Source organism: Variovorax sp. S12S4 (assembly GCF_023195515.1).
Lineage (GTDB): Bacteria > Pseudomonadota > Gammaproteobacteria > Burkholderiales > Burkholderiaceae_C > Variovorax.
Map to the genome: position 1 here is coordinate 4,314,619 of NZ_JALPKR020000002.1, position 22,282 is coordinate 4,336,900.

Sequence of the window (22,282 nt, forward strand, 5' to 3'; positions counted from 1 at the left end):
GGCCGCTTTTTTGAATGAGCGGCTGGACGATAGGTGCACGGTGACCTAGGGTCAAATAAAATAAAGAGGCACTTCCGATATCAAAAAAATATGGAGATAAGACCGCTTCGCTACTTCGTGGCCGTCGCCGAGACCGGCCACATGACGCGGGCCGCCGAACAGCTGGGCATTCAGCAGCCGCCGTTGAGCCAGGCCATCAAGGCGCTCGAACGCGAGTTGGGGGTGCTGTTGTTCCGGCGGCATCCGCGCGGCGTGGCGCTCACCGATGCGGGCCGGCTGTTCCAGGTGGAGGCGCTGCGCATGCTGCAGGACATGGCGGCCATGAAGCAGCGCATGGCGCGCGTGGCCAAAGGGCAGGCCGGCACGCTGGCGGTCGGCTTCACCAGCTCGGCCGCGGCGCACCGCTTCGTGCCCGAGGCGTTGCGTGCTTTTCGCCGCGCGCATCCGGACGTGGAGCTGCAGCTGCGCGAGGACAACGCGGCCGAACTCACCGAGGCGCTCGACGCCGGCCGCCTGCACTGCGGCCTGCTGCGCGTGCCGGTGGCGCGGCCCGAAGGCCTGCGCTTCGAAACGCTGCTGCGCGAACCTGTGCTGGTGGCAATGCCCAGCGATCACCGCTTTGCCCTCGCGCGCAGCAAGGCCTCGCGGCCGCTGCCGCTTGCGAAGCTGTGCGAGGAAGGCATCATCCTCGTGCGCCGTCCGGGCGCGCCGGGCCTCTACGCCGAGTTGCTGGCCATGTGCCATGCCAAAGGCCTGCGGCCGCGCGTGGTGGCCGAGGTGGACCGCATGATGACCAACCTGAATCTCGTCGCCGCGGGCGTCGGCCTGTCGGTGGTGCCGGCCTCGATGACGGGTGTGCATGCGCATGCCATTGCCTACACCCGGCTCGCCGACGGCGGCCAGCTCGACGCACCGCTCACGCTGGTCTCGCGCGTGGAAGAAGACAACCTGCCCGCCCAGCACTTTGCCGCGCTGCTGCGCAGGCATGCGAGCGAGAACCCCGGCTCATGAGTTTTTCGCCGCGCCGCCGCCGGCTGGTGCGTGACACCGGCATTGCGCTTGCCGCCGCCTGCGCCGTGCCGCAGTTGCTGCGGGCTGCGCCATCGCCTTCGCCTTCGACTCAATGGCCGAACAGGCCGATTCGCTTGATCGTGGTCTACCCGCCGGGCGGCGTGAGCGACGGCATGGCCCGCGTGCTGGCCGAGCCGCTGGCCCAATCGCTCGGCGTTCCGGTGCTCGTCGAAAACCGTGCCGGCGCGGGCGGCAGCATCGGCATGGATGCGCTGGCGCGTGCCATGCCCGACGGCTGCACGCTCGCGTTTTCGGCCATCAGCCCGATCACGTTGCATCCGCTGGTTGCCCGCGTGCCCTACGACCCGTTGCGCGCCTTTGCCCCGGTGGCAAGCGTGATGCGCACGCCCGTGCTCGTGGTCGGCACGCCGGCCTTTGCGGGCCGCGGCTTCCAGGAGCTGATTGCGCTTGCGCGCAGCCAGCCCGGCGCGGTGCGGTGGGCCACGTCAGGCGTGGCCACCATCGGCCACATGGTGCTTGCGCAGGTGCGCATGCAAAGCCGCACCGCCATCACGCACATTCCCTACGCGGGCGGCGGCCCGCAGCTCAACGATGCACTCGGCGGGCAGTTCGAGGTGCTGTCGACCAACGTTGCCGCGCAGCAGCTGCAGTACATAGGCGAAGGGCGGCTGCAGGCGCTCGCGGTGGGTTCAGCCGCGCGCATCGAGGCCTTGCCCGCGGTGCCGACGCTTGCCGAACTGGGCTACGAGCGGGCCAATCGCGATTCGCTCTTCGGCATCTTCGCGCCGGCCCGCACGCCCCCGGCGGTGCTGCAGCGGCTCAATGCGCAGATCAACCGGGTGCTGCGCAGCGACACCGTGCGCGCGCGGCTGCGTGGTGCGTACAACCTGCCGGTGGGCGGCGCCATCGAAGACCTTGCGCAGGAGATTGCCGTCGACCGCCGGCGCAACCGCGAGCTGGTGTCCGGAGACCGGTCGCAGTTCGACTAGCCGCACGGCATTTTCGGTTGGCTTCCGGCTGACACGCGCATAGGTACAAACCTACGCTGGAAACCAAAGTCTTCACCTTCAATGGCGCCGACGTCGAAAGGAGACTGAGGCGTGCGGTGCGTCTCGTCCTCGGCGGATCAGGAGACAGCCATGCGCACGCAGAACGAGAAGAAGAACGACGAGGCAAGCCAGACCGGCGATGACGGCGGCGGCACAGATCCCCAGCAAGCCCTGACGGGCACCACCCGACGCTCGCTCATACGCAACGCCGTACTGTTTGCGATGTTCTCGGCCAGCGGGGTGAGCCTGACAGGTTGCGGAGGCGGAGGCGGGGGAGGTGGCGGAGGCATAGGAGGGGGCATTGGCGGAGGCGGAGGCAGCCCGCCCGTGAGCACCGGCCCGGTGTTCAAGCACGGCGTTGCCAGCGGCGACCCGTTGTCGGACCGGGTGATTCTGTGGACCCGGGTGACGGCGCCCGCACCGGGCACCCTGAACGTCGAATGGCAACTTGCAAGCGACGAGCGTTTTGGCGTGATTGTTGCGCGCGGCACGGTGAGCACCGGCCCCGAGCGCGACTACACGGTGAAGGTGGACGCCACGGGGCTCCAGCCGGCCAGCACCTATTTCTACCGCTTCGTGATGGGCAGCGAGGCCTCGCCCATCGGCCGCACAAAGACGCTGCCGGTGGGCGGTGTTTCGCAGGCCCGGCTGGCGGTGGTGTCCTGCTCCAACTTTCCCAGCGGCTACTTCAATGTGTATGCCGACATTGCCAAGCGCACCGACATCGACGTGGTGCTGCACCTGGGCGACTACATCTACGAATATGGCCGCGTGGGCTATGCGTCGCAGTTGGCCATTGCCATCGACCGCGTATCGACACCCGACCATGAGATCCTGACGCTTGCGGACTACCGCGAGCGCCATGCGCAATACCGCACCGACAGCGACCTGCGTGCGCTGCATGCGCGGTTTCCCATGATTGCCGTCTGGGACGACCATGACCTGGCCGACAACGCATGGGTGGGCGGCGCCGCCAACCACGACGAATCGAGCGAGGGCAGCTTTGCGGCGCGGCGCGCGGCCGCCGTGCAGGCCTACCACGAGTGGCTGCCGACGCGGCTGCCCGACCCGGCCAACCCGCTGCTGATCTACCGCTCGTTCGACTTCGGCACGCTGGCTTCGCTGCACATGCTCGACACCCGGCTGATCGGCCGCGAGCGGCAGCTCACGCTCGACCAATACCTGGCCGGCGAGGCGGCCGCCCCCACGCGGCAACTGCTGGGTCAGCCGCAGGTGGATTGGCTCTCCGCGCGCATGGCGGCCTCGGCCGGTACCTGGCAGGTGCTGGGCCAGCAGGTGCTGATGATGCGCATGGCCATTCCCCTGAGCATTGCGACCGACTTCAGCCCCGAGACGCTGGGCGCCTATGTGGCCGCGCAGGCGCTGCCGGACGCTGCTCGCAGCGACAGCCAGAGGGCCTTGCTCGCGCAGCAGAAGGTGCCCTACAACATGGACGCATGGGACGGCTACCCGGCCGCGCGCGACACCGTGCTTGCCATGGCGCGCAACCAGGGCAAGAACCTCGTCTCGCTGGCCGGCGACACGCACAACGCCTGGGCCGGCAACCTCACCGATGTTTCGGGGCAGCGGGTGGGGGTGGAATTCGGAACGTCGTCGGTGTCGTCGCCCGGCTTCGAGCGGGCGGTGCCGCTGATTGCCAACGACCTGCTGGCCGACGGCTTCCTGCGCATGGTGGACGACCTGCGCTACGCCGAAACCAGCAAGCGCGGCTATGCCGTGCTGACCCTGACACCCGGCGAAGCGCGCTGCGAATACATCGAGATCAGCACGGTGCTGAGCCGCGACTATTCGGTAAGAACGGCCGCCACGCTGCGCGCGCTGCCGGGCACCGGCAACCTGCAGGTGCTTGCGGCCTGAGGGTGGGTTGGGCCGACGCGGTGGCAGGCGCATTTCACGGCCTGCCTGAGATTCGCGGCATTTGTGAACCAAATAGCCAATACAATTGCGAACGATTCTCATCCGTTGCGTCAACGTCGGTTCTCCAGAATTTCGCTTCATGTCCGCGGCCGGCCCTCTTGTTCCACCCATCGAAGTTCTCTACAGCGACCACCATGGCTGGTTGCTGGGATGGCTGCGCCGCCGCCTGGGCGATGCCTGCGATGCGGCCGACCTGGCCCATGACACCTTCGTGCGGCTGATGGCGTCATCGCGCACCGCCAGCCTCGGCGATGAACCGCGCGCCTTCCTCACGCACGTGGCCAAAGGGCTGGTGGCCGACCACTGGCGCCGGCGCGAGGTGGAGCGGGCCTACCTGGAAGCAATTGCGCATCTTCCTGAACCCGAGGCGCCGTCGCCCGAGGCGCGGCTGCTCATCATCGAATCGCTGGTGCGCATCGAGGCGATGCTGGCCAGCCTTCCGGGCCGCACGCGGCAGATCTTCCTGCTGGCTCAATTCGATGAACTGACGCTCCAGCAAATCTCCGAGCGCATGGCCATGCCCGTGATCACGGTACGACGCCATATCCACAAGGCGCTGGTCGCCTGCATGTCGGTCGCGTGAGCGGCAGCGGGCCCAGTGCAATGAACAGACAGCAGCCGGCCACGGCAGGGGCCAGCCCCAGTCCCGCACTCCTGAGCGAAGCCGCCGACTGGATGATGACGCTGCGCTACGGCGACAACGCGCAGGCGGGACAAGAGGCGCAGGCGAACTTCGACCGCTGGCGCCAGCAAAGCCCCGCACATGCCGAGGCCTGGGCGCGGGCGGAGGCCCTGATGGGCGTGTTCGCGCAAGTGCCGACGGGCATCGGCAAGAACGCTTTCCACGCCTTGCAGCGGCCCAATCGCCGCCGCGGCATGGGCATGCTGGGTGCGTTGCTGGTTGCGGCGCCGGCCGGCTGGCTGGCGTGGCGGCACATGCCCTGGCGCGAGTGGACCGCCGACGTCGCAACGGCCACGGGCGAGCGCAAGTCGATGACGCTGGCGGACGGCTCGCGCCTGGTGCTCAACACCGCCAGCGCCGTGGACATCGTGTTCACCGCCGCGGAAAGACGTATCCGGCTGCAGGCCGGCGAGATTCTTGTGACCACGCATGCCGATCCCTCGCCCACCTATCGGCCCTTTCTGGTACAGACGCCGCAGGGCACTGTGCGTGCCATGGGCACGCGCTTCAGCGTGCGCCGCCTGGACGAAGGCACCACCCGGGTCGCGGTGTTCGAAGATGCCGTGGAGATACGGGCGGTGCAAGGTGCATCGCGTGTGCTGCGTGCCGGCGAGCAGATCGACTTCGAGGCCGGGCGCATCGGAGCGGAGCTTCCTGTGGAGGTCAGCGCCGCGCTCTGGGAGCAGGGCATGCTGCTCGCAAGAAACATGCGGCTGGCGGATGTCGTCGCCGAAATGAGCCGCTATCGCAGCGGCGTTTTGCGCTGCCACCCCGCGGTGGCTGATCTGCGGGTGTCGGGTGCCGTTTCTCTTGCCGACACCGATGCCGGACTCGCGCTGCTGGCGCACTCGCTGCCGCTGCGCATCGAGCAGACGACCCGGCATTGGGTGACGGTGGCGCCGCGTTAGCCGGTGGGCCTGCGCTTTTCGGCGGGGCAACACCGCTCGCGCAAAAAATTTTTCATCCCGAGGTGATCACTTTTTCCGTCTCGTCCGGTGTGAGAGGGAATGACGCGTCGACACCGATGCGCGCCACCACCCTCACAGCTATTCAAGGACGCAGATAAATGACATCGCAGCAGGCCCGCCGGCACAGGCGCATCGACAAGTTCGCGGTTGCGATCACCACCACGGCCATTCGCGCCGCGCTTGGCGGAGTTGGCGCCTTGGCATTGGGCGCGGCGCCCGTGTTCGCGGCCGAGGCGGCAGGCCCGAGCGCGCGCCAGTACGCGATTGCCGGCGGTACGCTGGCCGATGTGCTGGCGCAGTACGCGGCAGCCACCGGCGTGCAGCTGGTCTTCGAGCCGGGCATGCTCGCAGGGCTGCGAAGCGGCGGGCTGCGCGGGCGCTACACGGCGCAGGAAGGCTTCGAGCAGGTGCTGCGAGGCAGCGGCTATGAAGTCGTGGGGCAGGGCGCCGGTGCCTATTCGTTGCGCAAGGCCGGTGCTCCCGCGCGCAGCAGCACCGGCGACGCCGCCACGCTCGCGCCCGTGACGGTGACTGCCGCGACCGAGCGCGAAACACCCACCGGCCGCGTCAATGGCTATGTCGCCAGGCGCAGCGCCACCGCAACCAAGACGGACACGGCGCTGGTCGAGAACCCGCAGTCCGTCTCGGTCATCACGGCGGACGAAATCGGAGACCGCAAGGCAGAGTCGCTCGACGAGGCGCTGCGCTACACGGCAGGTGTCACGCCCAACCTGAAGCCGTGGGCAGTCGACGAGTTCTCGCTGTTGCGCGGCTTCGAGCTCGGCACCGCCGGTATCTTCATGGACGGGCTGCTGACCTCCGGCCGCTCCTATGCCGCGCCCATCGAGCCCTATGGACTCGAACGGCTCGAAGTTCTGCGCGGGCCCGCGTCCGTGCTCTATGGAAAGATGCCGCCCGGAGGCATGGTCAACGCGGTGAGCAAGCGGCCGACGGCAGACACGGTGCGCGAGATCGGCATCGAGTACGGCAGCTACAACCGCAAGCAGTTGAAGGCCGATCTTGCGGGCGCACTGGACAGCCGCAACGAATGGACCTATCGCCTCACGGTGCTGGGGCGCGATTCGGACACCCGCCTGGACCACGACCGCGACAACCGCCTCTACATTGCGCCGGCCCTCACGTGGCAGCCCAATGCCAGCACCAAGCTCACGCTGCTCGGGCGCTACCAGAAAGACAACCAGGCCTATGCCTGGCAGAACCAGCTGGAGCAGCCCGGCGTGTTCGGCCAGCCGAGCCCGCGCGTGAACATCGGCGGCTACGACAACCGCTGGCGGCGCGACAACAAGATGCTCGGCTACGAGTTCGAGCACAGCTTCGACGCCACGTGGTCGGTGCAGCAGAGCATGCGCTACAGCGAGCTCGATCGCTCCGAGACCAACGTGTTTCCCCGCGGCCTGCGCTCCGACGGCTACACGATGAACCGCAGCTTCTCGCCGCGCGAGACGCATTGGAAGGGCTTGCTGCTCGACACGCGCGTGCAGGCGCGCTTCAGCAGCGGCCCGCTGGCGCACACGCTGCTGGCGGGCGTGGACTATGCCAAGTCGCGCACCACCGACGAGTTTCCGTACGACCGGCCGCTCCTGGCGCCCCTGAACCTGCTCGCGCCGGTGTACACGCACCAGCCGCTCGCGCCGGCCGCCGATCCGTATGTCGACAGGGTGCCAACCAAGCAGGTCGGCCTCTACCTGCAAGACCAGGTGAAATGGGACCGCTGGGTTCTCACCGCCGGCGTGCGACACGACAAGGCGGATGCCACGGGCACCCGCACCTTCGGCAGGACCGGCGAGAGCAGCGAGATCTACGACACGTCGGCCAGCGCCACCACCGGCCGCGTGGGCGTGGTGTACCTGTTCGAGTCCGGATGGGCGCCCTATGTGAACTACGCAACCTCCTTCTCGCCGGAGATCGGCAAGGACTTGAACGGCGATCTGCTCAAGCCTTCGAAGGGCCGGCAGGTCGAGGCCGGCGTGCGCTACCAGCCGGTGGGAAGGAACGCCAGCTACACGGCCTCGGTGTTCGACATCGTTCGCAGCAACGTGACCACGGCGGCGCCGCAGGTGCCCGGAGAAGTCATCCAGACCGGTGAAGTGAAATCGCGCGGGCTCGAGCTCGAGGCCCGTGCCGACGTGACGGACAACATCAGCCTGATTGCCCAGTACACCTATCTGGACACCCGCATCACGCGCAGCAACGACGGCGATCTGGGCCTGCCGCAGATGAGCACGCCGGAGCACAGCGCGTCGGTATGGGGCAAGTACTCGTTCCCGCTGGGCGGCTCGACGCGCGCGTTTGCCGCCCTTGGCGTGCGCTACCTCGGCAAGGCCCGCTCGGCCTGGGACACGGGCAATGCCAACATCACCAACCCGAGCTTCACGCTGGTCGATCTTGCGCTGGGCTTCGACAGGGGACCCTGGCGCTTCTCGCTCAACGTCAACAACCTCTTGAACAAGCAGTCGCTGATGGATTGCAACGGAAGCATCTGCTACCGCAGCGCGGAGCGCACGGCCAACGTGAGCGCGCTCTACCGCTTCTGATGCGGCCGGCGCGTGGCGCTGTTCGGCGCTCCCCGGGGCCACTTGTGTCGCGTATCGCGGCAGCGCTGTTCGGCGGCTACGCGCTGGCGGCGCTGACCAGCGTTGCCGCGCTGGCGCTGCCCATGGGCACGGTGGAAGCGGTGCTCACAGGCATGCAGGCCAGCTTCGTGGTGTATGCCGTCGCCGCGATCTGGGTGTTTGCGGCAAAGAGCGCGGGCAGGGCGTGGCTGGGCTTGGCCGTGGCCGCGGTGCCGCTGCTGGCGGCGGCATGCTGGGTGTGGAGGGCGGCGGCATGACGGCCACGGCAAAGAGCCTGCGCCAGGCCATGGCCGGCCTTCACACCTGGACCGGCCTGCTGTTCGGCTGGCTTCTCTATGCAATGTTTCTCACCGGGGCAGTGAGCTATTTTCGCGAAGAGATCTCCCAATGGATGCGGCCCGAAGTGCCTGCGCTCGGGCAAGCGCCGGACGCGGCCGCAAGCACTGCATCGGCCATTGCAGGCTTGCAGCTGCTCGCACCGGGCGCATCCCAATGGGTGATCGACCTGGCCGACGAACGCAGGAACTTCATTGCCGCATCGTGGCGCCTCGGCGGCGGCCACGGCAGGGCCATGCTCGACCCGTTGACCGGCAAGGCCGTGCTTGCGCGCGAAACCACCGGCGGAGAGTTCTTCTACTACTTCCATTTTTCGCTCCACTACCTGCCGCGCGCCCCGGCACGATGGCTCGTGGGGCTGGCCACGATGTTCATGCTGGTCGCGATCATCAGCGGCGTGATCACGCACAAGAAGATCTTCACGAACTTCTTCACCTTTCGTCCCGGCAAAGGCGCGCGCTCGTGGCTGGATGGGCACAACATGCTGTCGGTCTGGATGCTGCCCTTTCATCTGCTGATCACCTACACCGGCCTGATCACGCTGATGACGCTGTACATGCCGTGGGGCATCGACAGCGCGCCCGGCGCGGCACAGGCGCGCCAATCGCTCAGGGCCGAGATGACGGCGCTCATGCCGCCGGGCGCGCCGAGCGGCAGGGCCGCACCGCTGGCCGATGTACGCGCGATGGCGCGCGAGGCCGAGCGACGCTGGGGAAGCGGCGGCGTGTCGCGGCTGATCGTCGACCACCCGGGCGATGCCGCATCGCGCGTGCGGGTGGTGCGCAGCGACGCGACGCGTGTGTCCGTCAGTCCGCGTTACCTAGTGTTCGATGGTGCAGAGGGCGCGTTGCTGGAGGCCAGGGACCACTCGGAACCCGCCGCTGAAACGCGCGGCGTGCTGTATGGCCTGCACTTGGGGCGCTTTGCCGGCGTCGGGCTGCGCTGGATGTACTTTCTGGCAAGCCTGGCCGGCGCCGGCATGGTTGCGACGGGGCTCGTGCTGTGGGCCGTCAAGCGGCGCGCCCGCCGCCGCCACCTCGACGCCGAGCAGCTCGCGGTCGGACTGCGGCTCGTGGAGCGGCTCAACATTGCTGCCATTGCGGGGCTGCCGGTGGCAATGGCGGCGTTCTTCTGGGGCAACCGCCTGCTGCCGGCCGGGATCGCTGGCCGCCCGGATTGGGAGATTCACTTGTTCTTCGCCGCGTGGCTGCTGATGCTGTTTCACGCGAGCGTGCGACCCGTGCGGCGCGCATGGACAGAGCAGTTCGGGGCCGCTGCCGTGCTGTGCGCCACGCTGCCGCTGTGGAACCTGCTTGCCGGCAAGCGCCACCTGCTGGCTGCGATTCGCGAGGCGGATTGGGTGTTTGCCGGCTTCGAGCTTGCGCTGCTTGCCGCGGCCGCGATGTTCGCGGCGATTGCGATGAAGACCGCCCGGGTCGGCCAGGAGCTGGAAGCGAAGCCACGCGTCACATCAGGCGGAATCCCCGGGTGAATTGCATCGACGTCTTCGCGGAGGACTTGGGCGCACTCCCCATCTTGGCAATTTCGGCAAGGCCGTCTTCGGTGATGCGAAGCACCGTGGCCACGCGCGACGAAGCGTAGCGCGCCTTCGGGCTGAGCGGCCCGATATCGGCCTCGATCAAGCCGGTAGCCACAAGCACCGAGACATGCCGGAGCTCTTCCGGGACCACCACCCGGACCGGGAGCTGCACATGCTGCAGCCGCATCAAGAACAAAGCGCCATGCGATTCTCCGGTTGCCCGTCCGATCTGGATACGAGTCGGTCAAAAGAATCACAAGTTAGCGGCCGGTTTTTCCAAGTGCCATTGCCGCAATGTCGTGTCGCAATGTAGGCCTTAAGCTCTACAATTTGCTTGGGAGTAATCTGGCCGCGTCGCTACTCGAGGAGAAGTTATGCCGATGAATTTCCTTCGCCGCATAGAGGACGCCTCTTTCCCCCTGGCCATCCACGAAGAGGCCGACATTCAGTGCGCAGCCGTGCTGGCTGCTGCCGAGCTTATTGAGGCCAACCTCCCCGAACCTGACGATGTTTCAGGCCATCGGGGAGTGATCTTGCGCATCACCCCCAAAGGGCGGGCGGAGCTCAGCCGGTCGCGAGAGGCGCAACGCTGAAGCGCTGCTCATTTGGGTGCAGCCGGGCGTCCGTTCTGCTGCGCCGGCGCACCGCTTGCAGGAAGATTGCCTGGCCCCTCCGATGGGTCTTTGAGGCCGTAGAAGAAGAGCACGCCCACAACAACGACCGCTACGACGGCCAGCAGGGTCCACATCAATCGGCGACCGATGTCGCCCTGTTTGTGATGTTGCTTGGTTGTCATGACGCGGAGATTGACGCCCGCGAAAGCGCAATGCCATGCCGCTTTGACGTGTCTTCTTGAAGGTGGCTCTCCTACGTGGGCGCCTTGCCTTGCTCCCAAGACCTCAACGCAGGCCGATGGCCGCTGCCCTGACCGGTTCGACCGGCCAGTCGCCGCCCAGCGCCTTGAATGCACTAACCGCGGCGCGCGCCGATTCCATCTGCGCCTGCGCTCTTGCATCGGCCACGCGCAGCATGCTCTCGTCGGCCTGCAGCACTTCGATCAGGCTGACCACACCGCGCTCATAAGCCGCGAACGACGCGCCCCGCGCCCGGCCGAGCGATGCCTCTCCCTGCGCGAGCACCGCGGCCTGTTCCTCGCGCTTGACCAGCGTGGAGAACGCGTTCTCCACGTCTTCGGTCGCACGCAGTGCGGCAAGCCGGTAGGCCGCGAGCAACTCTGCGTCCTGCCCCTTGGCGAGTTCGATCTGCGCATCGATGCGCCCGAAGTCGAACAGCCGCCAGCGCAGGCCGAGCAGGGCCGCGGCTTGGCTCGCGCCCCCGTTGAACAGGTTGCCGCTGGCCACCGAGGTGGCGCTGCCGATCGTTCCTCCCAGCGACAGCTTCGGGTAGTACTCGGCCATGGCCACGCCGATGCGGGCATTCGATGCCGCAAGGCGCCGCTCGGCGGCAATCAGGTCGGGCCGGCGCCGCAGCAATTCAGCGGGCGATCCGGCGGCGCCGATGCGCGGCGCAATGGGAATGGCCGCTGCCGCCACGAGTTCGGCGCGGTGAGTGCCCGGCGCCGCGCCCAGCATCACGTCGAGCGCATTCATGGCCGCGGCCTCGCCGGCCTCGAGCGCGGGCACCGACGCACGAACCTGCGCCAGCGCGCCTTCGGCCTGGCGCAACTGCAGCTCTGCGGCCAGGCCCTTGCCGTAGCGCAGATCGATCTTCGAGACCAGCTCCTGCTGCGTTGCGACTTGCCGGCGTGCAATGTCCAGGCGGGCTTGCAGCCCGCGCAGGGTGATGTAGATGTCGGCGGTCTGCGCGGCCACGGCCAGGCGCGTGGCGGCCGCGCCGGCCTCCGATGCCTGGTAGTCGGCCAGCGCGGCCTCGCGTCCCCGGCGCAGGCCGCCGAAGACGTCCAGCTCCCAGCTTGCACCCAGGTTCGCTTCGTAGGCGCTGCCGTAGCGATCGAAGCCCGGCTGCGCGTTCAGCACCTGGCCCAGCGGCGTTTCCACCGACTGGTAGGCCCTGGCGGCCTGCGCCCCGAGATTGCCCGAAGGCAGCAGCGCAGCGTTCGCAGCGCCAAGCCCGGCCCGGGCCTGCGCCATGCGGGCGGATGCCTGCGCAAGATCGAGATTCTGTTTGAGCGCTTGTTCGACGTGGCGGGCCAGTTGCGCGTCGCCGAAGCCGGTCCACCACGCCACCAGCTCGGCATTGGCGGTGGCCGATCGCTGGTCGAGGGCGGCCTCGCCGATGAACCGGTCCGGCAGGCTCACGCCCGGCTGGGCGTAGTCGGGCCCGACGGCGCAGCCTGCAAGAAGGCTGAACAAGAGGGGCAGGGCAAGAGTGCGGTGGGGCATGGCTTTTGTTCCGTGAAGAGCGGCAGTAAGAACGGAAAGAAGGTCGTGATTTGAGTATGATTTAAGTGTGACTATAATTCAATTTCGTCACTTGTTGTCGATTGTTTGCCCGGGCGGTAAGCTCTGGGCATGAACAACGCAACTTCTTCCCCGCCGGCCACGCGGGGGCCGGCCGACCACGACGTGCGCGCGCAGATCGTCGTCGCGGCCACCGAGCATTTCAGCCAGTACGGGTACGAGAAGACCACGGTTTCAGACCTTGCCAAGGCCATCGGCTTCTCCAAGGCCTACATCTACAAGTTCTTCGAATCCAAACAGGCGATCGGCGAAATGATCTGCGCGAACTGCCTGCGCGAGATCCAGGTGGACATCCGCGCAGCGGTCGACGCGGCCGAAAGCCCGCCCGAGAAGCTGCGCCGCATGTTCAAGGCCATTGTGGATTCGGGCCTTCGGCTGTTCTTCCAGGAGCGCAAGCTCTACGAGATCGCCATCTCGGCGGCCAGCGAGCGCTGGCCGTCGGCCATTGCGCACGAGGAGTGCATACGCCAGATGCTGCTCGAGTTGCTGAAGCAGGGGCGGGAGTCCGGCGACTTCGAGCGCAAGACGCCGATCGACGAGACCGCGGCGGCCGTCTACCTGGTCGTCTACCCCTACGTCAACCCGCTGATCCTGCGGCTCAGCTCCGAACACACGGAGCGGGCCCCGGCCCAGTTGTCGGGTCTGGTGCTGCGCAGCCTTTCGCCATAGACGATTAATTTCGTTGTGACCATTGACTAAAATGGTCACTATTATCAGAATAGGGGCCCTGATCGATTCGTCAATGGGCCCCTCATGCACTCGCGTCGCCTCTTTATCTCCGCACTTGTCTGCGCCTTGCCGTTGGCATTGGCCGCCTGCGACGACAAGACCCCGCCCGATCCGCGCACCCAAACGCCGCTGGTGCGTGCAGCCACCGTCCAGGCGGCCGCGGCGGCATCGCGCTCGTTCACCGGCACCGTGGCCGCGCGGGTTCAAAGCGACCTGGGCTTTCGCGTCCCTGGCAAGGTGCTGGAGCGCCTTGTCGATGCAGGCCAGACGGTCAAGCGCGGTCAGTTGCTCATGCGCATCGATCCAGTCGACCTGAAGTTGGCGGCGCGTGCGCAGCAGGAGGCCGTGAGCGCCGCGCGAGCGCGCGCAAAGCAGGCTGGCGACGAAGAAGCGCGCTTTCGCGATCTGCGGGGCACCGGTGCCATTTCGGTCTCGGCGTACGACCAGGCGAAGGCGGCGGCGGATGCCGCCCAGGCCCAACTGAGTGCGGCGGAAGCGCAGGCCGAGGTTGCGCGCAATTCGAACCGCTATTCGGAACTCATCGCCGATGCCGACGGGACCGTGCTCGAGACGCTGGCCGAGCCTGGCCAAGTCGTCAACGCCGGGCAGCCGGTGGTGCGGGTGGCGCAGGCTGGGCGCAGGGAGGCCGTGGTGCAGCTGCCTGAAACGCTGCGCCCGGCCGTCGGCTCCGTGGGGCAGGCCACGCTGTTCGGCAAGGATGGTGCTGCCGTGCCGGTCAAGCTCAGGCAGCTCTCCGATGCGGCAGACAAGCTCACGCGCACCTTCGAGGCGCGCTATGTGCTTGAAGGCGCACTCGCCAATGCGCCCTTGGGTGCGACGGTCACAGTCGACATCGCCGACGGCAAGCAGGCACGAACAGGTGCCGTCGAGGTGCCCATCAGCGCCTTGTTCGATACCGGCAAGGCGACGGGCGTGTGGGTCATCGGCGGCGATCCGGCCGCTGTGCGCTGGCAACCGGTGGCCGTCGAGCGCCTGGACGGCGAGCGTGCCCTGGTGGCCGGCCAGCTCAAGCAGGGGGACCAGGTGGTTGCGCTCGGCGCACACCTGCTGCGCGAGGGAGAGAAGGTGCGCGTTGCTGCCGCCGCGGCCATGCCCGCGGCAGGCGGAGCCCGCCCATGAGCGAAAGCCGCTTCAACCTCTCTGCGCTGGCCGTCCGCGAGAGATCGATCACGCTGTTTCTCATCTGCCTGATCTCGCTGGCGGGGCTGGTGGCGTTCTTCAAGCTGGGCCGCGCCGAAGATCCGGCCTTCACCGTCAAGGTGATGACCATCATCACGGCCTGGCCCGGCGCCACGGCGCAGGAGATGCAGGACCAGGTTGCCGAGAAGCTCGAGAAGCGCCTGCAGGAGCTGCGCTACTACGACCGCGCCGAAACCTACACGCGGCCCGGCCTGGCGTTCACGACGCTGACACTGCTCGACAGCACGCCGCCCGCGCAGGTGCAGGAACAGTTCTACCAGGCGCGAAAGAAGGTCGGCGACGAGGCGGGCAACCTGCCGGCCGGCGTGATCGGCCCGATGATCAACGACGAGTATGCGGACGTCACCTTCGCCCTGTTCGCGCTCAAGGCCAAGGGTGAGCCGCAGCGCGTGCTGGTGCGCGACGCCGAGACGCTGCGCCAGCGGCTGCTGCATGTGGCGGGCGTGAAGAAGGTCAACATCGCCGGCGAGCAGTCGGAGCGCATCTACGTCGAGTTTGCGCACGACCGGCTGGCCACACTGGGCATCGGCCCCCAGGAGGTGTTTGCCGCGCTCAACAGCCAGAACGTGCTGAGCCCTGCCGGGTCTGTGGAAACGAGGGGCCCGCAAGTGTTCATTCGGCTGGACGGCGCATTCGACACGCTGCAGAAGATTCGCGACACGCCGCTGGTTGCGCAGGGCCGCACCCTGAAGCTCTCGGACGTGGCCACGGTCAAGCGCGGCTACGAAGACCCGGCCACCTTCATGATCCGCAACGGCGGCGAGCCTGCCTTGCTGATCGGCGTGGTCATGCGGGAAGGCTGGAACGGGCTCGACCTGGGCAAGGCGCTGGACGTGGAAGCCCGCGCCATCAATGCCGAGCTGCCCCTGGGCCTGAGCCTCACCAAGGTCACGGACCAGTCGGTGAACATCAGCGCGTCGGTCGACGAGTTCATGGTCAAGTTCTTTGCGGCGCTGCTGGTCGTCATGCTGGTGAGCTTTCTGAGCATGGGCTGGCGCGCAGGCCTTGTGGTGGCCGCCGCGGTGCCGCTGACGCTGGCCGTGGTCTTCGTGGTGATGGCCGCGACCGGCAAGAACTTCGACCGCATCACGCTCGGCTCATTGATTCTCGCGCTTGGGCTGCTGGTGGACGACGCGATCATCGCCATCGAGATGATGGTGGTGAAGATCGAGGAGGGCTACAGCCATGTGGCCGCTTCGGCCTACGCCTGGAGCCACACGGCGGCGCCGATGCTCTCGGGCACGCTGGTTACCGCGGTGGGCTTCATGCCCAACGGCTTCGCGCCATCGACGGCGGGCGAATACACCAGCAACATGTTCTGGATCGTCGGCATCGCGCTGATCGCATCGTGGGTGGTTGCCGTGGTGTTCACGCCCTACCTGGGCGTCAAGCTGCTGCCCAATTTCAAGAAGGTCGAAGGCGGCCATGCCGCCATCTACGACACGCCGCGCTACAACCGGCTGCGCCGCGTGCTTGCGCGCGTCATCGCGCGCAAGTGGCTGGTGGCGGGTGCGGTGGTCGGCCTCTTCGTGGTGTCGATCCTCGGCATGGGCGTGGTCAAGAAGCAGTTCTTTCCGATCTCCGACCGCCCCGAGGTGCTGGTCGAAGTGCAGATGCCCTACGGCAGCTCGATCACGCAAACCGGCAATGCCACGGCCAAGATCGAGACCTGGCTCTCCACCCAGCCGGAGGCGCAGATCGTCACCTCGTACATCGGGCAGGGCGCGCCGCGCTTCTACTTCGCGATGGGCCCCGAGCTGCCCGATCCGTCGTTCGCCAAGACCGTGGTTCGCACGGGCAGCCAGGAGGAACGCGAGGCCCTGAAGCACCGCTTGCGCCAGGCCATTGCCGATGGCCTCGCGTCCGAGGCGCGGGTGCGCGTGACGCAGCTGGTGTTCGGGCCGTACTCGCCGTTTCCCGTGGCCTACCGTGTGAGCGGGCCGGATGCGAACGAGCTGCGCAAGATTGCGGCCGAGGTGCGGCAGTTGATGGCGGCCAGCCCGATGATGCGCACCGTCAACACCGACTGGGGCACCCGCACGCCCACGCTGCACTTCACCCTGAACCAGGACCGTCTCCAGGCCGTGGGGCTGAGCTCCAGCGCGGTGGCGCAGCAACTGCAATTCCTTTTGAGCGGCGTGCCGGTGACGACTGTGCGCGAGGACATTCGCACCGTGCAGGTGGTCGCGCGTTCGGCCGGCAGCACCCGGCTCGATCCCGCAAGGCTCGCGGACTTCACCCTCGCGGGTGCCGGCGGCCAGCGCATTCCGCTGTCGCAGGTCGGCGAGGTCGAGGTGCGCATGGAAGAACCGGTCATGCGGCGACGCGACCGCATGCCCACGATCACCGTGCAGGGCGACATCGCCGAGGGGCTGCAGCCGCCCGACGTATCGACCGCGATCACCGCCCAGCTGCAGCCGCTGATCCAGAAGCTACCCGCGGGCTACCGCATCGTGCAGGCCGGCTCCATCGAGGAATCGGAGAAGGCGACGCAGGCGATGCTGCCGCTGTTCCCCATCATGCTGGCGATCACGCTGCTCATCATCATCTTTCAGGTGCGCTCGATCTCCGCGATGGTCATGGTATTTCTCACGAGCCCCCTGGGGCTGATCGGCGTGGTGCCCACCTTGCTGCTGTTTCAGCAGCCCTTCGGTATCAACGCGCTCGTGGGGCTCATCGCGCTCTCGGGCATCTTGATGCGTAACACGCTGATCCTGCTCGGGCAGATCCACCTCAACCAGGAGGAGGGGCTCGATCCGTTCCGCGCGGTCGTCGAAGCGACCGTGCAGCGCGCCCGTCCCGTGATCCTCACGGCGCTCGCGGCCATCCTCGCGTTCATTCCGCTGACGCATTCGGTCTTCTGGGGCGCGTTGGCGTACACGCTGATCGGCGGCACCTTCGCCGGAACCATCCTGACGCTGGTGTTCCTGCCGGCGATGTATTCGATCTGGTTCCGGATCAAACCGGGCGAAGCCGGCCATCCCGCGCACTGATGCGCCTTATCACCAGGTTCTTCCTGAGCCGTTGCTCTTCAGCGCAAACGAACGAAGGAGAACACCGTGGACAGCCTTGATCTCCTGCGCACCTTCAGCGAGGTTGCCTCTTCCGGAAGCTTCTCCCGAACCGCCAGGCATCTGGCGCTGTCGAGGGGCACGGTCAGCAAATACATCGCAACCCTGGAGCGCCGCTTCGGCGTTCGGCTGCTCAACCGGACCAGCCGTGCCGTGAGCCTGACGGATGCAGGCCTGTTGCTGCTCGACAGGAGCAGGCCCATACTGGAACTGGCCGACGCCGCGCGCGACGAACTGCAGGGCCGTGCGCGGGTGCCGAGCGGGCGGCTGCGCATTTCGGCGCCGCACGGCATGGACCTGACGGAACTGCCGGCGCTGATCAACGACTTTCTCGGGCACTACCCCGAGGTGAGCATCAGCCTTGTGCTCTCGAACCGCCAGGTCGATCTGACGGAGGAGGGCGTCGACATCGCGCTGCGCTTCGGCCCTTCGGCCAACGAGAACCTGATCGTTCGAAAACTGGTGCCCATGGAGCTCAGCGTATGCGCGGCGCCCATGTACTGGCGCAAGCACGGCATACCAGCCCATCCCACGGAGCTTGCGCAGCACCTCGCGCTGGTCAGCACGCAGTTGAGCCCAACGGCGAAATGGCGCTTCAAGGCCGACGGCCAGCCTCTCGAGGTCGAGGTTCGCGGGAGGCTGGACGCAACGGAAGCCGGCCCGCTGATCCAGGCGGCGCTGCTCGGTGCGGGCGTGGTCTATCTGCCCTCGGTGATGCTCAAGCCGTACGTGGAGAGCGGGCGGCTGGTGCCCGTGCTGCCCGAGTTCGTTCGCAGCGACATGTGGCTGTCGGCCGTTTATCTGCAGCGCCGGCACAGCACGGCGGTGCAGCGTGCGTTTCTGGATTTTCTGGCGAGCCGGCTCGGACCTGCGGGATCGCGCACCAGGATGGATTCAAAATGACAACCTGCCTCAACACCGCAGCGAACCAAAGACCGCCGACACATGATCACCCTTCACCACTGCGTCAGCGCACGCTCGTTCCGGCCTTTGTGGACGCTTGAAGAGATCGGGCTCTCCTACGAGCTCAAGATGCTGCCGTTTCCGCCGCGCGTGCTGTCGCGGCCGTATCTCGAGGTGAACCCGCTCGGCACGGTGCCGATGCTGTCCGATGGCGCCATGCGAATGACCGAGTCGGCTGCCATCTGCCAATACCTGGCCGCGCGGTTCTCGGCGGGCCAGCTGGATGTGGGCCGCGACGAGCCGGACTTCGGGCCGTACCTCAACTACCTTCATTTCGGCGAGGCGACCTTGACCTTTCCGCAGACGCTCGTGCTGCGGTATGCGCACTTCGAGCCGGCGGAGCGAAAGCAGCCGCAGGTGGCCGACGACTATGCCAAGTGGTTCCTGGCGCGCCTGCGAACGCTGGAGCCGCTGCTTGCCGCGCGCGAGTACCTGTGCGCGGGGCGCTTCACCCCGGCGGATGTGTCGGTCGGCTATGCGTTGCTGCTGGCCGAGCACCTGGGCCTGGCCGAGCGCTTCACGCCCTCGGTGGCGGCTTACTGGGAGCGGCTGCAGGCGCGGCCCGGCTTCAAGGCCGCGATGGCTGCGCAATCGGGCGCCGCCAAGGCGCAGGGCGTCTCCCTGACGCCTGCACCCGACATCAGGGCCGATCCTCCCTGAGGGGCAGTTGGCATGGCGCCGGTGCCTGCGCGTTGCTGCTCAGATGAACGGCACGCCGCCCGTCACCGGAATGGTCGCGCCCGAGATGTAGCTTGCCTGGTCGCTGGCGAGCAGCACATACACCGCCTGCAGTTCGGCCGGTTGGCCCGGTCGCTTCATCGGCGTCTGCTTGCCGAACTCCTTCACCTTATCGGGCGGCATGGTCGAGGGAATGAGCGGCGTCCAGAACGGGCCCGGCGCCACGCAATTCACCCGGATGCCTTTCTCCGCGAGGAGCTGCGCCATGCCGCCCGACATGTTCTGGATCGCGCCCTTGGTTGAGGCATAGGCGACCAGCGTGGCGTTGGGCTTGTCGGCGTTGATCGACGTGGTGCTGATGATCGAGGCACCCGGCTTCATTCGCGCCGCCGCGGCACAGGAAGAAGTTGGCGTAGACGTTGGTCCGGAAGGTGCGGTCGAACTCCTCGGGCGAGATCTCGTCGAGCGACTTGTGGCTCATCTGGAAGGCCGCGTTGTTGACGAGCACGTCGAGCCGGCCAAACGTGTCGAACGCGCGGTCCACGAGGCTGCGGCAATGCGCTTCTTCGCAGATGTCGCCGGGCACCGCAACGCAGCGGCGGCCCGCGCGCTCTATCCATTGGCGGGTGACCTGGGCGTCTTCCTCTTCCTCGGCAAGGTAGGAGATGAGCACGTCGGCGCCTTCGCGCGCAAAGGCGATGGCGACTGCGCGGCCGATGCCGCTGTCGCCGCCGGTGATGAGCGCGGCCTTGCCCTGGAGCTTGCCGCTGCCGACGTAAGACTGTTCGCCGAAGTCGGGCAGCGGCGACATCTTCGATTCGAGACCTGGCGGTTGCTGGGCGGGTGTGGAAAAAGGCGGCTGCGGGCCGGCCTGGCGGGGGTCTTCTGTCATGGCGTTTCCGGAGAGATTGGTGGTGGACGAAAGGGCGGAGTGCTGCTCGGCAGTTCAGGCGCCGGCGTCGTTCTCGCGCGGCGTGTCGCGAGCGGCGCGCCGCTTCAGCGTGTCTTCGCTGTCGGCGGCCGGGGCGGCCGCATCGCGGTCGGTGGCCTTCTTCATTCCGCGCTTCAGGCTCTGCGCGTCGCCGGTGCTGATCGCCGGCTCTTCGCCGTTCACGGCATCGGGCGCCTGCACGCGCTGGCCGCCGGATGCGGGATCGACAGGCGAGGGTGGGGCGGGTGATTTGTTCATCGGAGTGTGTGCTCGAGCGGTGGATGAGAGGCTCAAGCTTCGGCCTGTGGGCGGCGGCGCGCGCGCGAGGCTTGCGCATCCGAACGTCGGACAAGACCCACGGCATCGGTCCGCGTATTCGATGCCGGGCGGCCGCTCCAGCAATGGTTCGCTGGTCGTCGCGGCGGGGCCACTCAGCAGTGGCCGGCAGCAAGCGGAATCAACCGTTCATGAACCGCGCAAAGATGGCCTGGTGCAGCCAGCGCGGTGTCGCCCACACCATTGCCACCGCGGCCTTGTTGTTGAAGCCTGGCACGACGCTCCTCCGCCCAGCGTGCAGCGCATGAATGCCCGCCCGCACCACGGGCGCCGGCTTCATCATCAGCAGCTTGAGTCCCCAAGTGATCTTTTGCTTGGCGGCCTGCGCAAAGCCGGTGTCCGACATGCCGGGGCACAGCGAGGTCACAGTCACGCCGTCTCGCTTGAACTCACGGTGCAACGCATCGCCGAGCCGCAGTACATAGGCCTTGGCAGCACCGTAGACCGCCATGTTTTCCACGCCGAAGTAAGCCAGCATGCTGGCGACGAGCAGTATCTTTCCGTGGCCCCGCTCGCGCATGTCTTCGCCGAAGAGCCGCGTCATGACCGTCAGGCTCACCATGTCCAGCTGCAACATGTCCAGGGCGCTCTGCATAGGCGTGTCGAGCAAGGGGCCCTGCAAGCCGTGGCCTGCGTTGTTGATCAAGATCTCGACCGCGATTGCGCGCTCGCGAAGGCCGGCGTGCAACTGGTGAACGGCGCCCACGTCCGACAGATCGGCCTGCTCCACGATGACTTTGACCTTGTACTGCTGTTGCAGCGCCGCAGCCAAGGCTTGCAACCGATCGAGCCGGCGCGCGACCAGAATGAGCGGGTGGCCCTTGGCCGCGTATTGCCTGGTGAATTCTTCGCCAAAACCACTGGACGCTCCAGTGATGAGAACCCAGGAGTCGACGTTGGTAGCCATGATGTTTGCCTTTGTTGAAAAGAGGGTAAAGCTGGAGGTGGCCGGCGCCCTCGCTTTCAGGCAAGATTGGAGACCACTGGTCTGTAATTTAGCAGACCGATGGTCTTTTAGCAAGTGGAGTGTGATCACCGCATGAATTCGCCCAGCTCATACGTACGCGCCCGATCCGCCGAGCAGAAGGAAGAGCGGCGCCGCCACCTGCTGGCGACCGCTCGGGAAATGCTGAGCCAGAACCCGGCTGCCCTCGAGTTGGGAATCAACGAACTGGCGCGCCAGGCGCAGATGACCAAGTCGAACGTGTACCGGTATTTCGAGAGCAGCGAGGCCGTGCTGATGGACCTGCTCGTCGAAGAATTTGCAGCCTGGCATGCCGAACTGAGCACGGCGCTGGCGCGTGGTGGCAAGGCGGGCGCCAGTTTTGAACACATTGCCCGCGTCTTCGCCTCGACGGTTTCTGCCCAGCCCCTGCTTTGCCGGCTGACCAGCATCCTGCCGTCCATCCTCGAGCGCAAGGTGTCGTTCGAGCGCATGGTCGAATTCAAAGGCAACCTGCTGGCCGTTAGGCAGGGCGCAGCGCAGGCCTTTCACGCCCGCGTGCCCGGCATGCCGGTGCAAGCCTTCGAACAGGTGATGAAGCACACGGTGCCGCTCATCATCGGACTCTGGCCGCTCAGCAACCCGGCGGAGATGGCCGCGCAAGTGGTCGAGTTGCCCGAGTTGGCGGGTTTGCGATACGACTTCGAGCAGGACCTTGCGCATGCCCTGCTGACGTTGATGCGGGGGATGGCGCCTGCGGATTGAAGCTGGCGTGAGAAACTAGCGCATGGATGCAGCCGATGTCCACGCCAATGGTGGCAGGACCGGCG

The 22,282-nt window shown here is 67.0% G+C and carries 20 protein-coding genes and 1 pseudogene; 15 read left to right on the forward strand and 6 right to left on the reverse strand.

Annotated elements, in window-relative coordinates; all coding sequences use genetic code 11:
• The first annotated feature begins 90 nt into the window (after window positions 1–90).
• The 8 genes from M0765_RS21260 to M0765_RS21295 all read left to right on the forward strand — a co-directional run bounded on the left by M0765_RS21260 (window position 91) and on the right by M0765_RS21295 (window position 10,091).
• A complete protein-coding gene (locus M0765_RS21260; protein ID WP_258505780.1) occupies window positions 91–1,011 on the forward strand; it encodes a LysR family transcriptional regulator in 921 nt (306 codons plus the stop codon).
• Window positions 1,008–2,021 (forward strand): Bug family tripartite tricarboxylate transporter substrate binding protein, encoded by a 1,014-nt coding sequence (locus M0765_RS21265; RefSeq protein ID WP_258505781.1) that lies wholly within the window; start codon window positions 1,008–1,010, stop codon window positions 2,019–2,021. The genes M0765_RS21260 and M0765_RS21265 overlap by 4 nt, the downstream gene beginning before the upstream one ends.
• A gap of 150 nt (window positions 2,022–2,171) precedes the next feature.
• Window positions 2,172–3,959, forward strand: coding sequence for an alkaline phosphatase D family protein (locus M0765_RS21270; RefSeq protein ID WP_258505782.1), 1,788 nt, complete (start codon window positions 2,172–2,174; stop codon window positions 3,957–3,959).
• Between the two features lie 139 nt (window positions 3,960–4,098).
• Window positions 4,099–4,602, forward strand: coding sequence for a sigma-70 family RNA polymerase sigma factor (locus tag M0765_RS21275; RefSeq protein ID WP_258505783.1), 504 nt, complete (start codon window positions 4,099–4,101; stop codon window positions 4,600–4,602).
• 20 nt (window positions 4,603–4,622) lie between these two features.
• Window positions 4,623–5,609, forward strand: coding sequence for a FecR domain-containing protein (locus M0765_RS21280; protein WP_258505784.1), 987 nt, complete (start codon window positions 4,623–4,625; stop codon window positions 5,607–5,609).
• 158 nt (window positions 5,610–5,767) lie between these two features.
• Complete coding sequence (locus tag M0765_RS21285; protein ID WP_258505785.1) at window positions 5,768–8,224, forward strand: TonB-dependent siderophore receptor; 2,457 nt, start codon at window positions 5,768–5,770, stop codon at window positions 8,222–8,224.
• Between the two features lie 44 nt (window positions 8,225–8,268).
• Complete coding sequence (locus tag M0765_RS21290) at window positions 8,269–8,520, forward strand: DUF3649 domain-containing protein (RefSeq protein ID WP_446751566.1); 252 nt, start codon at window positions 8,269–8,271, stop codon at window positions 8,518–8,520.
• Window positions 8,517–10,091: a PepSY-associated TM helix domain-containing protein gene (locus M0765_RS21295; RefSeq protein WP_258505787.1), complete on the forward strand. Its 1,575-nt coding sequence runs from the start codon at window positions 8,517–8,519 to the stop codon at window positions 10,089–10,091. Before M0765_RS21290 ends, M0765_RS21295 begins: the two co-directional genes overlap by 4 nt.
• Here the strand turns inward: M0765_RS21295 and M0765_RS21300 are convergent.
• Window positions 10,066–10,326, reverse strand: a complete 261-nt coding sequence (locus tag M0765_RS21300) for a hypothetical protein (protein ID WP_258508366.1) — start codon at window positions 10,324–10,326, stop codon at window positions 10,066–10,068. The two genes, M0765_RS21295 and M0765_RS21300, sit on opposite strands and share 26 nt — an antisense overlap.
• A gap of 187 nt (window positions 10,327–10,513) precedes the next feature.
• On the opposite strand from M0765_RS21300, the gene M0765_RS21305 reads away from it, so the two are divergent.
• Window positions 10,514–10,732: a hypothetical protein gene (locus tag M0765_RS21305; protein ID WP_157613478.1), complete on the forward strand. Its 219-nt coding sequence runs from the start codon at window positions 10,514–10,516 to the stop codon at window positions 10,730–10,732.
• A gap of 8 nt (window positions 10,733–10,740) precedes the next feature.
• On the opposite strand, the gene M0765_RS21310 is transcribed toward M0765_RS21305, so the two are convergent.
• Both M0765_RS21310 and M0765_RS21315 read right to left on the reverse strand, forming a co-directional pair.
• On the reverse strand, window positions 10,741–10,935 hold the full coding sequence (locus M0765_RS21310; RefSeq protein WP_258505788.1) for a hypothetical protein: 195 nt from the start codon (window positions 10,933–10,935) through the stop codon (window positions 10,741–10,743).
• Between the two features lie 103 nt (window positions 10,936–11,038).
• Window positions 11,039–12,502 carry an efflux transporter outer membrane subunit gene (locus M0765_RS21315; protein ID WP_258505789.1) on the reverse strand — a complete coding sequence of 488 codons (1,464 nt, stop codon included), beginning with the start codon at window positions 12,500–12,502 and terminating at the stop codon, window positions 11,039–11,041.
• 129 nt (window positions 12,503–12,631) lie between these two features.
• On the opposite strand from M0765_RS21315, the gene M0765_RS21320 reads away from it, so the two are divergent.
• From M0765_RS21320 to M0765_RS21340, 5 genes are all read left to right on the forward strand, one after another.
• A complete protein-coding gene (locus tag M0765_RS21320; protein WP_258505790.1) occupies window positions 12,632–13,249 on the forward strand; it encodes a TetR/AcrR family transcriptional regulator in 618 nt (205 codons plus the stop codon).
• Window positions 13,250–13,333: 84 nt separating this feature from the next.
• Complete coding sequence (locus tag M0765_RS21325; protein WP_258505791.1) at window positions 13,334–14,449, forward strand: efflux RND transporter periplasmic adaptor subunit; 1,116 nt, start codon at window positions 13,334–13,336, stop codon at window positions 14,447–14,449.
• Complete coding sequence (locus M0765_RS21330; protein ID WP_258505792.1) at window positions 14,446–17,523, forward strand: efflux RND transporter permease subunit; 3,078 nt, start codon at window positions 14,446–14,448, stop codon at window positions 17,521–17,523. The genes M0765_RS21325 and M0765_RS21330 overlap by 4 nt, the downstream gene beginning before the upstream one ends.
• Window positions 17,524–17,589: 66 nt before the next feature.
• Window positions 17,590–18,504: a LysR family transcriptional regulator gene (locus M0765_RS21335; protein WP_258505793.1), complete on the forward strand. Its 915-nt coding sequence runs from the start codon at window positions 17,590–17,592 to the stop codon at window positions 18,502–18,504.
• Window positions 18,505–18,546: 42 nt separating this feature from the next.
• Window positions 18,547–19,224 carry a glutathione S-transferase family protein gene (locus tag M0765_RS21340; RefSeq protein WP_258505794.1) on the forward strand — a complete coding sequence of 226 codons (678 nt, stop codon included), beginning with the start codon at window positions 18,547–18,549 and terminating at the stop codon, window positions 19,222–19,224.
• Between the two features lie 39 nt (window positions 19,225–19,263).
• Here M0765_RS21340 and M0765_RS21345 read toward each other — a convergent pair.
• The 3 genes and pseudogenes from M0765_RS21345 to M0765_RS21355 all read right to left on the reverse strand — a co-directional run bounded on the left by M0765_RS21345 (window position 19,264) and on the right by M0765_RS21355 (window position 21,416).
• Window positions 19,264–20,134 (reverse strand): annotated as a pseudogene (locus M0765_RS21345) (SDR family oxidoreductase).
• Window positions 20,135–20,188: 54 nt separating this feature from the next.
• Entirely contained in the window at window positions 20,189–20,431 is a 243-nt protein-coding gene (locus M0765_RS21350; RefSeq protein ID WP_258505795.1) for a hypothetical protein, read from the reverse strand.
• A 199-nt stretch (window positions 20,432–20,630) separates the two neighbouring features.
• Complete coding sequence (locus tag M0765_RS21355; RefSeq protein WP_258505796.1) at window positions 20,631–21,416, reverse strand: SDR family NAD(P)-dependent oxidoreductase; 786 nt, start codon at window positions 21,414–21,416, stop codon at window positions 20,631–20,633.
• Window positions 21,417–21,548: 132 nt separating this feature from the next.
• Between M0765_RS21355 and M0765_RS21360 the strand changes: the two genes are divergently transcribed.
• On the forward strand, window positions 21,549–22,217 hold the full coding sequence (locus M0765_RS21360; protein ID WP_258505797.1) for a TetR/AcrR family transcriptional regulator: 669 nt from the start codon (window positions 21,549–21,551) through the stop codon (window positions 22,215–22,217).
• The last annotated feature ends 65 nt before the right edge of the window (window positions 22,218–22,282 follow it).

Coding starts and splice junctions, on each gene's coding strand:
- M0765_RS21340 (WP_258505794.1), top strand. CDS start 18,547: ATGATCACCCTTCACCACTGCGTCAGCGCACGCTCGTTCCGGCCTTTG.
- M0765_RS21360 (WP_258505797.1), top strand. CDS start 21,549: ATGAATTCGCCCAGCTCATACGTACGCGCCCGATCCGCCGAGCAGAAG.
- M0765_RS21270 (WP_258505782.1), top strand. CDS start 2,172: ATGCGCACGCAGAACGAGAAGAAGAACGACGAGGCAAGCCAGACCGGC.
- M0765_RS21275 (WP_258505783.1), top strand. CDS start 4,099: ATGTCCGCGGCCGGCCCTCTTGTTCCACCCATCGAAGTTCTCTACAGC.
- M0765_RS21260 (WP_258505780.1), top strand. CDS start 91: ATGGAGATAAGACCGCTTCGCTACTTCGTGGCCGTCGCCGAGACCGGC.
- M0765_RS21305 (WP_157613478.1), top strand. CDS start 10,514: ATGCCGATGAATTTCCTTCGCCGCATAGAGGACGCCTCTTTCCCCCTG.
- M0765_RS21355 (WP_258505796.1), bottom strand. CDS start 21,416: ATGGCTACCAACGTCGACTCCTGGGTTCTCATCACTGGAGCGTCCAGT.
- M0765_RS21285 (WP_258505785.1), top strand. CDS start 5,768: ATGACATCGCAGCAGGCCCGCCGGCACAGGCGCATCGACAAGTTCGCG.
- M0765_RS21315 (WP_258505789.1), bottom strand. CDS start 12,502: ATGCCCCACCGCACTCTTGCCCTGCCCCTCTTGTTCAGCCTTCTTGCA.
- M0765_RS21310 (WP_258505788.1), bottom strand. CDS start 10,935: ATGACAACCAAGCAACATCACAAACAGGGCGACATCGGTCGCCGATTG.
- M0765_RS21325 (WP_258505791.1), top strand. CDS start 13,334: ATGCACTCGCGTCGCCTCTTTATCTCCGCACTTGTCTGCGCCTTGCCG.
- M0765_RS21280 (WP_258505784.1), top strand. CDS start 4,623: ATGAACAGACAGCAGCCGGCCACGGCAGGGGCCAGCCCCAGTCCCGCA.
- M0765_RS21350 (WP_258505795.1), bottom strand. CDS start 20,431: ATGAACAAATCACCCGCCCCACCCTCGCCTGTCGATCCCGCATCCGGC.
- M0765_RS21300 (WP_258508366.1), bottom strand. CDS start 10,326: ATGCGGCTGCAGCATGTGCAGCTCCCGGTCCGGGTGGTGGTCCCGGAA.
- M0765_RS21330 (WP_258505792.1), top strand. CDS start 14,446: ATGAGCGAAAGCCGCTTCAACCTCTCTGCGCTGGCCGTCCGCGAGAGA.
- M0765_RS21265 (WP_258505781.1), top strand. CDS start 1,008: ATGAGTTTTTCGCCGCGCCGCCGCCGGCTGGTGCGTGACACCGGCATT.
- M0765_RS21295 (WP_258505787.1), top strand. CDS start 8,517: ATGACGGCCACGGCAAAGAGCCTGCGCCAGGCCATGGCCGGCCTTCAC.
- M0765_RS21320 (WP_258505790.1), top strand. CDS start 12,632: ATGAACAACGCAACTTCTTCCCCGCCGGCCACGCGGGGGCCGGCCGAC.